Below are 11668 nucleotides of genomic sequence, written 5' to 3'. Positions count from 1 at the left end.
CTCCACCCCCTGGAGCCTTCCGCCCCGCTGCGATTGGTGTACCGACGCTCCGCTGTACAGGGCTTATCACGATCAGGAGTGGGGCACGCCGCTACGCGATGCGCAGGGTTTGTTCGAGTTGCTTTTGCTCGAAGGGTTCCAGGCCGGGCTGTCGTGGATCACCGTGTTGCGCAAACGCGAGCGTTATCGCGAGGTGTTGTTCGGCTTCGACGTACAGCGCGTGGCGCAAATGAGCGACGCTGAAATCGACGAGTTGATGCTCGATCCGGGGATCATCCGCAACCGCCTCAAACTCAATGCCGCCCGCCGCAATGCCCAGGCCTGGCTGGCGCTGGAGGATCCAGTGGGGTTCCTCTGGTCGTTCGTCGGCGACCAACCGATCATCAATCATTTCAAGGATCGCAGCGAAGTCCCGGCGATCACCCCCGAAGCGCTGGCGATGAGCAAAGGCCTGAAAAAGGCCGGGTTCACGTTCGTCGGCCCGACCATTTGCTACGCACTGATGCAGGCCTCGGGCATGGTCATGGACCACACCCAAGACTGCGACCGCTACGCGCAGCTCGCCAACGGCGGTTAGAATGGCCGCCTCGCGCACCGCACAAGATCAGGAGTGACCTGTGGAAAAGTTTAAAGGCGCCTTGCTGGTAGGCGCTCTGCGGCTGTTTGCCCTGCTGCCATGGCGGGCCGTACAGGCCGTGGGTTCGGCGATCGGCTGGATCATGTGGAAAACCCCCAACCGCTCCCGCGACGTGGTGCGGATCAACCTCGCCAAATGTTTTCCACAGATGGATGCGACCGAACGTGAGCGTCTGGTCGGCCAAAGCCTGAAAGACATCGGCAAGTCGCTGACTGAAAGCGCCTGCGCGTGGATTTGGCCGGCGCAGCGTTCGATTGATCTGGTGCGCGAAGTCGAAGGCCTCGACGTGCTGAAAGACGCCTTGGCCTCGGGCAAAGGCGTGGTCGGCATCACCAGCCACCTGGGCAACTGGGAAGTGCTCAATCACTTCTATTGCAGCCAGTGCAAACCAATCATTTTCTACCGCCCGCCAAAGCTCAAGGCTGTGGACGATTTGCTACGCAAACAGCGCGTGCAACTGGGCAACAAAGTCGCCGCCTCCACCAAGGAAGGCATCCTCAGCGTCATCAAAGAAGTGCGCAAAGGTGGTGCAGTGGGCATCCCCGCTGACCCGGAACCAGCCGAATCCGCCGGGATCTTCGTGCCGTTCTTCGCCACTCAAGCGCTGACCAGCAAATTCGTGCCGAACATGTTGGCCGGTGGCAAAGCCGTCGGCGTATTCCTGCATGCGCTGCGCTTGCCCGACGGTTCTGGCTACAAAGTGATCCTCGAAGCCGCGCCCGAAGCCATGTACAGCACCGACATCGCCGAGTCTTGCGCAGCGATGAGCAAAGTGGTTGAGCGTTACGTGGCGGCGTATCCGAGCCAGTACATGTGGAGCATGAAACGCTTCAAAAAGCGCCCACCCGGCGAAGAGCGCTGGTATTAACGAAGTTGGCACACTCTGTGGATAACTTGTAGGAGCTGCCGCAGGCTGCGATCTTTTGATCTTGCTCCTTCAGTTATCCACAACTCGTTCAAAAAAGGGCGCACCAAGATGTCCGAACACCGCAAATCCTTCCGCATCAAAATCACCCACGACAGCTTCGGCGAATGCCTCGGGCAAACCCGCAACCTGTCCCCGACTGGCGTGTACGTCCAGCACCCGCGCCTGGCTTCATTGCCCAAAGGCGCGGTGGTTTATGGCCAGGTGCAGGACTTACCCACAGGCGCGCCGCGAGTGCGGATGGAAGTGGTGACGGTCGACGCCGAAGGCATCGGCCTGCGGTATTTGTAAAACCCTACTGCGCCTGTCGATCGAGCTTCTTGAGAAACACGGTCATTTCTTTCTCGGCCTGTTTGTCGCCATGGGCGCGGGCCGCTTCCAGACCTTGCTCCCACGCCTGACGCGCAGCGGCGTGATCGTCCAGCGCGAGTTGCGCCTTTCCTAACAGTTTCCAAGCGGCGGAATACTTCGGATCAAAGCCGACACAACGCTGGAAATGCTCGGCGGCTTTGGCATTTTCGCCCAGATCCAGATAGCCCTTGCCCAAGCCGAAGCGCAGCAGAGAGTTATCCACACCCTTGGCGAGCATTTTTTCCAGGGATTCGAGCATGGGTGGATTCCTTATCGGCGGAGTGTCAGGTATTGATCTTGTTTAGTGAGGCCGCTTTCGCGAGCAGGCTCGCTCCCACATTTTGGAATGCGTTTCCCCTGTGGGAGCGAGCCTGCTCGCGAAGGCGCCAGTGCCGTCAGCGCAAGCCTCAGAAAAAGCTCAACCCCACATGAAACAGCTTCTCCACATCGCGAATATGCTTTTTATCCACAAGGAACAGAATCACATGGTCGCCCGCTTCGATCACCGTGTCGTCGTGGGCGATGATCACTTGTTCGTTGCGGATCACCGCACCGATCGTGGTGCCCGGCGGCAGGCCGATTTTCTCGATCGGCTTGCCAATCACCTTGCTCGATTTCGCATCACCGTGGGCAATCGCCTCGATCGCCTCCGCCGCGCCGCGCCGCAATGAGTGCACGCTGACGATATCGCCACGGCGCACGTGGGCCAGCAAGGTGCCGATGGTCGCCAGTTGCGGGCTGATGGCGATGTCGATGTCGCCGCCCTGAATCAAATCGACGTAGGCCGGGTTGTTGATGATCGTCATGACCTTCTTCGCCCCCAGCCGTTTCGCCAGCAGCGACGACATGATGTTGGCTTCGTCATCGTTGGTCAGCGCGAGGAAGATGTCGGCGTCGGCAATGTTCTCTTCCAGCAGCAAATCGCGGTCGGACGCACTGCCCTGCAACACCACGGTGCTGTCGAGGGTGTCGGAGAGATAACGGCAACGCGCCGGATTCATCTCGATGATCTTCACCTGATAACGGCTTTCGATGGCCTCGGCCAGACGCTCGCCGATCTGCCCGCCGCCCGCAATGACGATGCGTTTGTAGGTTTCATCGAGACGGCGCATTTCACTCATCACCGCGCGAATATTCTCACGCGCGGCGATGAAGAAGACTTCATCGTCGGCCTCGATCACCGTATCGCCCTGCGGCAGGATCGGCCGGTCACGGCGGAAAATCGCCGCGACGCGGGTTTCGACGTTCGGCATGTGCTCGCGCAACTGGCGCAGTTGCTGACCCACCAACGGCCCGCCGTAATAGGCACGCACCGCCACCAGTTGCGCCGCACCTTCGGCGAAATCGATGACCTGCAAGGCACCCGGATGCTGGATCAGGCGCTTGATGTAGTTGGTCACCACTTGCTCGGGGCTGATCAGCACGTCGACCGGGATCGCTTCGTTCTGGAACAGTTGTTCCTCGCGATTGAGGTAGGACGCTTCACGCACCCGGGCGATCTTGGTCGGGGTGTGGAACAGCGTGTGGGCGACCTGGCAGGCGACCATGTTGGTTTCGTCGCTGTTGGTCACCGCCACCAGCATGTCGGCGTCATCGGCACCGGCCTGACGCAACACCGACGGCAGCGAGCCACGGCCCTGCACGGTACGGATGTCGAGGCGATCGCCGAGGTCGCGCAGGCGTTCGCCGTCGGTATCGACCACGGTAATGTCGTTGGCCTCGCTGGCCAGGTGTTCCGCCAGCGAACCGCCGACCTGTCCCGCACCGAGAATGATGATTTTCATCCAGTCACTCCGTTGAATCCGTTTAGCCGCGCGCGGCAGCGATCTTGATCAGCTTGGCGTAGTAGAAACCGTCATGGCCACCCTGCTGGGCCAGCAATTGGCGGCCGTGGGGCTGTTTTATCCCTGCCGTGGTGGCCAGATCCAGTTCGCGGGCGCCAGGCGTGCGCTCAAGGAACGCGGCGATGACTTCGGTGTTTTCGGTCGGCAAGGTCGAGCAGGTCGCGTAGAGCAGGATGCCGCCGACTTCGAGGGTTTTCCACATCGCCTCGAGCAGCTCGCCTTGCAGTTGCGCGAGGGCGACGATGTCGTCGGGCTGACGGGTCAACTTGATGTCCGGATGGCGACGGATCACGCCGGTGGCCGAGCATGGTGCATCGAGGAGGATGCGCTGGAACGGTTTGCCGTCCCACCATTTGTCGATGTCACGGCCATCGGCAGCGATCAGTTCGGCGTCCAGACCCAGGCGTTCAAGGTTTTCTTTGACTCGCACCAGACGCTTGGCTTCCAGATCCACCGCCACCACGCCGGCCAGTGCCGGTTCGGCTTCGAGGATGTGGCAGGTCTTGCCGCCCGGCGCGCAGCAGGCGTCGAGCACGCGTTGGCCCGGCGCCAGGTCGAGCAGGTCAGCGGCCAGTTGCGCGGCTTCGTCCTGCACGCTGATCCAGCCTTCGGCGAAACCCGGCAGGCTGCGCACGTCGGCGGCGGCTTCGAGGATGATGCCGTCGCGGCTGTACAAGCACGGCGTCGCAGCAATGCCGGCCTCAGTCAGCAGACCGAGGTAAGCGTCGCGGCTGTGATGGCGGCGATTGACCCGCAGGATCATCGGCGGATGCGCGTTGTTCGCCTCACAGATGGCTTCCCACTGTTCCGGCCAGAAGGCTTTCAGGGACTTTTGCAACCAGCGCGGGTGAGCAGTGCGCACCACTGGATCGCGCTCCAGTTCGGCGAAAATCGTCTCGCTTTCGCGCTGGGCATTGCGCAGCACGGCGTTGAGCAGGCCCTTCGCCCAAGGCTTTTTCAGCTTGTCGGCGCAACCGACGGTTTCGCCGATGGCGGCGTGGGCCGGCACGCGGGTGTAGAGCAACTGATAGAGACCGACCAGCAGCAGCGCTTCGACATCGGCATCCGCAGCTTTGAACGGTTTCTGCAGCAGCTTCTCGGCCAGCGCCGACAGACGTGGCTGCCAGCGCGCGGTGCCAAAGGCCAGATCCTGAGTGAAACCGCGATCGCGATCCTCGACCTTGTCCAGTTGCGTCGGCAGTGAGCTGTTCAACGAAGCTTTGCCACTGAGGACGGCGGCGAGTGCCTTGGCGGCGGCCAGACGCGGATTCATTGCGCGTCCACCACTGCGCCGAGCACGGTGCCGACGGCGAATTTCTCGCGACGGCTGTTGAACAGATCGCTGAAGTTCAGCGCCTTGCCGCCGGGCAATTGCAGGCGGGTCAGGCTCAGCGCCTGTTCACCGCAGGCGATGATCAGTCCGTCCTTGCTGGCGCTGAGGATTTCACCCGGCGCGCCTTTGCCGTCGGCAATGGTTGCCGCCAGTACTTTCAGCGCTTCACCGTTGAGGGTGCTGTGGGTAATCGGCCATGGATTGAAGGCGCGCACCAAGCGCTCCAACTCAACCGCCGGACGGCTCCAGTCGATGCGTGCTTCGTCTTTGTTGAGTTTGTGCGCGTAAGTGGCGAGTTCATCGTTCTGCACTTCGCCTTCAAGGGTGCCAGCAGCCAGACCGGCAATCGCCTGCACCACGGCCGGCGGGCCCATCTCGGCGAGACGGTCGTGCAGGCTGCCGCCCGTGTCTTCAGCGCTGATCGGGGTGGTGACCTTGAGCAGCATCGGCCCGGTGTCGAGGCCGGCTTCCATGCGCATCACGGTCACGCCGCTTTCGGCATCACCGTGTTCGACGGCGCGCTGAATCGGTGCCGCACCGCGCCAGCGTGGCAGCAACGAGGCGTGGCTGTTGATGCAGCCCAGACGCGGAATATCCAGCACCACTTGCGGCAGGATCAGGCCGTAGGCGACCACCACCAGCAAATCCGGCTTCAGTGCGGCCAGTTCAGCCTGCGCATCGGCGTTGCGCAACGTTGGCGGCTGCAACACCTGGATATTGTTTTCCAGCGCGAGCTGTTTGACCGGGCTCGGCATCAGTTTTTGCCCGCGACCGGCCGGACGATCCGGTTGGGTGTAGACCGCAACGATCTCGTAAGGGCTGCTCAGCAGGGCCTTGAGGTGTTCGGCGGCGAATTCCGGGGTGCCGGCAAAAACGATGCGCAGTGGCTCAGTCATGAAGGGAGTCTCATAAAAAGAAAAAGGCTTGCCGCAGCAAGCCTTTGAAGAGGGGCATCAAGCGTTCTGGCGGTGCTGCTTTTCCAGTTTCTTCTTGATCCGGTCGCGTTTGAGCGTGGACAGGTAATCGACGAACAATTTGCCGTTGAGGTGGTCGCATTCGTGCTGGATGCACACCGCGAGCAGGCCTTCGGCGATCAGTTCATAGGGCTTGCCGTCGCGGTCCAGCGCCTTGATCCTGACCTTCTGCGGGCGATCGACGTTTTCGTAGAAACCCGGGACCGACAGGCAACCTTCCTGGTATTGCTCCATTTCGTCGGTCAGCGATTCGAACTCAGGGTTGATGAACACCCGGGGTTCGGTGCGGTCTTCGGAAAGGTCCATCACGACGATACGTTTGTGCACGTTGACCTGGGTCGCGGCAAGGCCGATGCCCGGCGCTTCATACATTGTTTCAAACATGTCGTCGACCAACTGACGCACTTCGTCGTCCACTACAGCCACTGGTTTGGCGATAGTGCGCAGACGCGGGTCCGGAAATTCGAGGATGTCTAAAATGGCCATAGGCTTTGATTGCTGCACGTATTGAGTAAAGTCGGGCGATGGCCTGGCAGGTCCGAAGATGCAGGCTACCGTTGTGAAGCGTAGCTTGTGCAATTTGCTCAAGCGAGCCACGGGGGCTCTGACGGTTCACGCGAACGCACATGATAAAGGGATTCACTGCATGAGGAAAACACTACTCGCCCTGCTGTGGCTGGCTTCGGCCGGCGTGGCGCAAGGGCAGGTGCAACTCAGGGATGATTTTCCACAGCAATACACGGTGGTTGCGGGTGACACACTCTGGGACATTTCCGGCAAATACCTGCGCGAACCCTGGCAATGGCCGCAGCTGTGGCGGGCCAATCCGCAGATTGAAAACCCCAACCTGATCTACCCTGGCGACACGCTGACGCTCAGTTACGTCAACGGTCAGCCCCGCCTGATGCTCAATCGCGGTGAGTCGCGCGGCACCATCAAGCTTTCGCCACGGATCCGCACCAGCCCGGTGGCCGAGGCGATTCCGAGCATTCCGCTCAAGTCGATCAACAGTTTTCTGCTGAGCAACCGCATCGTCGACAAGGTCGAGGAGTTCGACAAGGCGCCATATATCGTTGCCGGCGATGCCGAACGCGTGCTCAGCGGTACCGGTGACCGTATCTTTGCGCGCGGCCATTTCGACCCGAATCAGCCGGTGTACGGCATCTTCCGTCAGGGCAAGGTCTACACCGATCCGCAGACCAAGGAGTTTCTCGGGATCAACGCCGATGACATCGGCGGTGGCGAAATCGTTGCCACCGAAGGCGACGTCGCTACCCTCGCGCTGCAACGCACCACCCAGGAAGTGCGCCTCGGTGACCGCTTGTTCAGCGGTGAAGAGCGTTCTATTAATTCGACCTTCATGCCCAGCGCGCCGACCAGCGCCATCAACGGCGTGATCATCGACGTGCCGCGCGGCGTCACGCAGATCGGCGTGATGGACGTGGTCACCCTGAACAAGGGCAAGCGTGACGGTCTGGCCGAAGGCAATGTGCTGGTGGTGATGAAAACCGGCGAGACCGTGCGTGACCGCATTACCGGCCAGCCGCTGAAAATTCCCGACGAACGCGCCGGGTTGCTGATGGTGTTCCGCACTTACGACAAGCTCAGCTATGGCCTTGTCCTCAATGCTTCACGCTCGCTGGCGGTGCTCGACAAGGTGCGAAATCCGTAAGCTTGCTTCACAAGTTACCAACAGAGTTATCCACAGCTTGTTCCGAATGGTTCGGGACTTATAACGATCAAGGATGATCCACGATGCTCTCTGTCTGCACGCCGGTTTCGCCGGCGGAACTGGAAGCGCGCCTGCGCCTGCACCGCTTGCCGGAAATCGGTCCGAAGCGCTTTGCCAAATTGCTCGAAGCCTTCGGCTCGGCGTCCAAAGCCATCAGCGCGCCAGCGAGTGCCTGGCGCTCGCTGGGAATGCCGGCGGCCTGCGCCGAAGCGCGGCGCAGTCCTGAGGTGCGCGATGGCGCCAGCCATGCAATGCGCTGGCTAGAGCGCCCGGAGCATCATTTGCTGATGTCCGATCAGGCGGATTATCCGGCGCTGCTGGCGCAGATTCCCGATCCGCCGCCGCTGCTGTTTGTTGCTGGCGACCCACTGATTCTGGAAAAACCACAACTGGCGATGGTCGGCAGCCGTCGTGCCTCACGCCCGGGGATGGATACGGCGGCGGCGTTCTCGCGCAGCCTTGCCGGGGCTGGTTTTGTCATCACCAGTGGTCTCGCACTGGGTATTGATGCCGCCGCGCATCAGGCGGCACTGGATGTCGGTGGCTTGACCGTGGGTGTGTTGGGCACCGGCCTGGAAAATTTTTATCCACAGCGCAATCGGCGCCTGGCTGACGCGATGATTGCGTCTGGCAGCGCGGTGGTTTCGGAGTTTCCGCTGGACGCCGGGCCGACGCCGAGCAACTTCCCGCGGCGTAACCGGATCATCAGCGGCTTGTCGCTCGGTGTGCTGGTGGTCGAGGCCAGCGTCGCCAGTGGTTCATTGATCACTGCGCGGCTGGCGGCGGAACAGGGGCGCGAGGTGTATGCAATCCCCGGCTCGATCCATCACCCCGGTGCGCGCGGTTGTCACCAATTGATTCGCGACGGTGCGGTGCTGGTGGAAACCATCGAACACATTCTCGAAGCGCTGCGCGGCTGGCAGCATTTGCCGTTGTCCACAGACACAGCGAAAGTCGATCACCCGTTGCTCGCCCTACTCCACGCCGCGCCGCATACCAGCGAAGGTCTGGCCGACAGCAGCGGCTGGGCGTTACCGAAAGTGCTGGCAGCCCTGACCGAACTGGAAATGGATGGCCGCGCGGTATGCGAAAACGGCCGCTGGTTTGCGCGGGTGAGCTAGGTTTTACAAGGAAGATCGGTAAACTGCGCGAAACTTGTTTGCGGAGAGTTTTTTCATGGTCAACAGTTGGCGTGTGCAACAAGCCGCACGAGAGATTCGCGCCGGGGCGGTGATTGCCTATCCAACCGAAGCCGTCTGGGGGCTGGGTTGCGACCCGTGGAATGAAGAGGCGGTGGATCGGCTGCTGGCGATCAAGAATCGCTCGGTCGACAAGGGCCTGATTCTGGTGGCCGACAACATTCGCCAGTTCGATTTCCTGTTCGAAGACTTCCCGCAAGAATGGATCGACCGCATGGCCAGTACCTGGCCGGGGCCGAACACCTGGCTGGTGCCGCATCAGGGCTTGTTGCCGGAATGGGTGACGGGCGTGCACGACACTGTGGCGTTGCGCGTTAGTGATCATCCACAAGTGCGCGATTTGTGTTCGATGGTCGGGCCGTTGATTTCGACCTCGGCCAACCCGCAAGGACGCCCGGCGGCGCGCACGCGGTTGCGCGTCGAGCAGTATTTCCGGGGGCAGATTGATCTGGTGCTGGGCGGGGAATTGGGTGGGCGCAAGAACCCGAGCCTGATTCGTGATCTGGCCACGGGCAACGTCGTACGCCCGGCTTAGAACCGAGTTGCTCCCATCGCGAGCAGGCTCACTCCTACATTTGGAATGCGTTCCCCTGTAGGAGTGAGCCTGCTCGCGATGGGGCCGGTCAAGGCAACAGAATGGTTGAACCTGTCGTCCGTCGAGCCGACAGCTCAGTCTGCGCTTTGGCCGCATCCGCCAACGAATAGCGCTGACTGATATCCACCTTGATCTTGCCGCTGATGATCATCTCAAACAGCTCATCCGCCATCCGCTGCAAATTCTCAGCGTTATTGGCATAAGTCGCCAACGTCGGCCGCGTCACGTACAGCGAACCCTTCGCCGAAAGAATCCCCAGATTCACCCCGTCCACCGCACCCGACGCATTGCCGAAGCTCACCACCAGACCACGCGGTGCAACGCTGTCCAGCGAAGTCAGCCAGGTGTCCTTGCCCACACCGTCGTACACCACCGGGACTTTCTTGCCATCGGTCAGCGCCAGCACGCGCTCGGCAACGTTCTCATGGCTGTAATCAATGGTCGCCCACGCACCATTGGCCTTGGCCAGTTCGGCCTTCTCTTTCGAACTGACCGTGCCGATCAGCTTCACGCCCAGGGCCTTGGCCCATTGGCAGGCCAGCGAACCGACACCACCGGCAGCGGCGTGGAACAGAATGGTTTCGCCACCTTTCAGTTCATAAGTCTGACGCAGCAGATACTGCACGGTCAGGCCCTTGAGCATTACCCCAGCGGCCGTTTCGAAGCTGATTTCATCCGGCAGTTTCACCAGATTGGCTTCGGGCAACACGTGCAACTCGCTGTAAGCCCCCAATGGGCCACTGCCATACGCCACACGATCACCGACCTTGAAGCGGGTGACGCCGCTGCCAACCGCGTCAACCACGCCTGCACCTTCCGCACCGAGACCGGACGGCAAGGCTGGCGGCGCGTACAGACCGCTGCGGAAATAGGTGTCGATGAAGTTCAGGCCGATCGCCTTGTTCGCCACGCGCACTTGATTGGGGCCGGGCGCAGCGGGTTCGTAGTCAACAAATTCGAGCACTTCGGGGCCGCCGTGGGCGCGGAACTGGATACGCTTTGCCATCTGCCTGCTCTCCTTGGGTCTGTCGTGAACCCCCTATCCAACTCCCATGCTTGATCTTCGTCAACTGCGGCGCGCCAGTCTGCAGTGGTATGCTACGCGCCCATTTGCGTCGCCCGCCTGCGGGGCGCCGCCCGATTCAAGGTGAAGCCATGACGACCCGCACCGACGCCGTAAAGGCCTATCTGCTCGACCTGCAAGACCGCATCTGCGCTGCACTCGAAACCGAAGACGGCGGCACGCGCTTCGTCGAAGACGCCTGGACCCGGCCGGCGGGCGGTGGCGGTCGCACCCGCGTGATCGAGAACGGCACGCTGATCGAAAAGGGCGGCGTCAACTTTTCCCACGTCTACGGCAACGGTCTGCCACCGTCGGCCAGCGCTCATCGCCCGGAATTGGCCGGTCGCGGTTTTGAAGCCCTCGGCGTGTCGCTGGTGATTCACCCGCACAACCCGCATGTGCCGACGTCCCACGCCAACGTGCGCTTTTTCATCGCCGAGAAGGAAGGTGAAGAGCCGGTCTGGTGGTTCGGTGGTGGCTTCGACCTGACCCCGTATTACGGCAACGAAGAAGACTGCATCCATTGGCATCGCGTTGCTCAACAGGCTTGCGCGCCATTCGGACCGGACATCTACCCGCGCTACAAAGCCTGGTGCGACACCTACTTCCACATCAAGCATCGCCACGAACCGCGCGGCATCGGCGGGCTGTTCTTCGATGATTTGAACGAGTGGGACTTCGACACCAGCTTCGCCTTCATGCGCGCCATTGGCGACGCCTACATCGATGCGTATTTGCCGATCGTGCAGCGCCGGAAAAACGATGCCTTCACCGCCCAGCAGCGTGAATTCCAGGAATTTCGCCGTGGCCGCTACGTCGAATTCAATCTGGTTTACGACCGGGGCACGCTGTTCGGCCTGCAATCGGGCGGGCGTACCGAGTCGATTCTGATGTCGCTGCCGCCGCAAGTGCGCTGGGGCTACGACTGGAAAGCCGAGCCCGGCAGCGAAGAAGCGCGCCTGACCGAATACTTCCTGCAAGACCGCGACTGGCTGGCCCAGGCCTGAGGATTACT

13 protein-coding genes are annotated in these 11668 nt (G+C 61.4%); 7 read left to right on the top strand and 6 right to left on the bottom strand.

Going from position 1 to position 11668, the window contains the following annotated elements; all coding sequences use genetic code 11:
* The first annotated feature begins 52 nt into the window (after positions 1 to 52).
* From tag to ACIPZE_RS23510, 3 genes are all read left to right on the top strand, one after another.
* A complete protein-coding gene (gene tag, locus ACIPZE_RS23520; protein ID WP_400775624.1) occupies positions 53 to 577 on the top strand; it encodes a DNA-3-methyladenine glycosylase I in 525 nt (174 codons plus the stop codon).
* 40 nt (positions 578 to 617) lie between these two features.
* The gene (locus ACIPZE_RS23515) at positions 618 to 1505 is read left to right on the top strand and encodes a lysophospholipid acyltransferase (RefSeq protein WP_400775602.1); all 888 of its coding nucleotides are present in this window, start codon (positions 618 to 620) and stop codon (positions 1503 to 1505) included.
* 108 nt (positions 1506 to 1613) lie between these two features.
* Positions 1614 to 1853 carry a PilZ domain-containing protein gene (locus ACIPZE_RS23510; protein WP_201229523.1) on the top strand — a complete coding sequence of 80 codons (240 nt, stop codon included), beginning with the start codon at positions 1614 to 1616 and terminating at the stop codon, positions 1851 to 1853.
* 4 nt (positions 1854 to 1857) lie between these two features.
* On the opposite strand, the gene ACIPZE_RS23505 is transcribed toward ACIPZE_RS23510, so the two are convergent.
* The 5 genes from ACIPZE_RS23505 to def all read right to left on the bottom strand — a co-directional run bounded on the left by ACIPZE_RS23505 (position 1858) and on the right by def (position 6550).
* Positions 1858 to 2172 carry a tetratricopeptide repeat protein gene (locus tag ACIPZE_RS23505; RefSeq protein WP_283438223.1) on the bottom strand — a complete coding sequence of 105 codons (315 nt, stop codon included), beginning with the start codon at positions 2170 to 2172 and terminating at the stop codon, positions 1858 to 1860.
* Positions 2173 to 2320: 148 nt separating this feature from the next.
* Positions 2321 to 3697, bottom strand: coding sequence for a Trk system potassium transporter TrkA (gene trkA, locus ACIPZE_RS23500; protein ID WP_064389689.1), 1377 nt, complete (start codon positions 3695 to 3697; stop codon positions 2321 to 2323).
* Between the two features lie 22 nt (positions 3698 to 3719).
* A complete protein-coding gene (gene rsmB, locus ACIPZE_RS23495; RefSeq protein WP_400775599.1) occupies positions 3720 to 5030 on the bottom strand; it encodes a 16S rRNA (cytosine(967)-C(5))-methyltransferase RsmB in 1311 nt (436 codons plus the stop codon).
* Positions 5027 to 5986, bottom strand: coding sequence for a methionyl-tRNA formyltransferase (gene fmt / locus ACIPZE_RS23490; RefSeq protein ID WP_283438221.1), 960 nt, complete (start codon positions 5984 to 5986; stop codon positions 5027 to 5029). Before fmt ends, rsmB begins: the two co-directional genes overlap by 4 nt.
* 57 nt (positions 5987 to 6043) lie before the next feature.
* A complete protein-coding gene (gene def / locus ACIPZE_RS23485; protein ID WP_129386974.1) occupies positions 6044 to 6550 on the bottom strand; it encodes a peptide deformylase in 507 nt (168 codons plus the stop codon).
* 160 nt (positions 6551 to 6710) lie between these two features.
* Here def and ACIPZE_RS23480 point away from each other — a divergent pair, with 160 nt between their 5' ends.
* The 3 genes from ACIPZE_RS23480 to ACIPZE_RS23470 all read left to right on the top strand — a co-directional run bounded on the left by ACIPZE_RS23480 (position 6711) and on the right by ACIPZE_RS23470 (position 9530).
* The gene (locus tag ACIPZE_RS23480) at positions 6711 to 7736 is read left to right on the top strand and encodes a LysM peptidoglycan-binding domain-containing protein (protein WP_400775596.1); all 1026 of its coding nucleotides are present in this window, start codon (positions 6711 to 6713) and stop codon (positions 7734 to 7736) included.
* Between the two features lie 83 nt (positions 7737 to 7819).
* Positions 7820 to 8917 carry a DNA-processing protein DprA gene (gene dprA, locus ACIPZE_RS23475; RefSeq protein WP_400775594.1) on the top strand — a complete coding sequence of 366 codons (1098 nt, stop codon included), beginning with the start codon at positions 7820 to 7822 and terminating at the stop codon, positions 8915 to 8917.
* Positions 8918 to 8972: 55 nt separating this feature from the next.
* Positions 8973 to 9530 carry an L-threonylcarbamoyladenylate synthase gene (locus ACIPZE_RS23470; protein ID WP_129386983.1) on the top strand — a complete coding sequence of 186 codons (558 nt, stop codon included), beginning with the start codon at positions 8973 to 8975 and terminating at the stop codon, positions 9528 to 9530.
* A gap of 88 nt (positions 9531 to 9618) precedes the next feature.
* On the opposite strand, the gene ACIPZE_RS23465 is transcribed toward ACIPZE_RS23470, so the two are convergent.
* Entirely contained in the window at positions 9619 to 10596 is a 978-nt protein-coding gene (locus ACIPZE_RS23465) for an NADPH:quinone reductase (protein WP_129386986.1), read from the bottom strand.
* 149 nt (positions 10597 to 10745) lie between these two features.
* On the opposite strand from ACIPZE_RS23465, the gene hemF reads away from it, so the two are divergent.
* A complete protein-coding gene (hemF, locus tag ACIPZE_RS23460; RefSeq protein WP_400775591.1) occupies positions 10746 to 11660 on the top strand; it encodes an oxygen-dependent coproporphyrinogen oxidase in 915 nt (304 codons plus the stop codon).
* Positions 11661 to 11668: the final 8 nt, after the last annotated feature.

It is taken from the genome of Pseudomonas sp. NPDC089741, from assembly GCF_044748825.1.
Taxonomy (GTDB): domain Bacteria; phylum Pseudomonadota; class Gammaproteobacteria; order Pseudomonadales; family Pseudomonadaceae; genus Aquipseudomonas; species Aquipseudomonas helmanticensis.
Note: the sequence above shows the minus strand (reverse complement) of the source record. Positions and strands in the feature narration are given on the sequence as shown.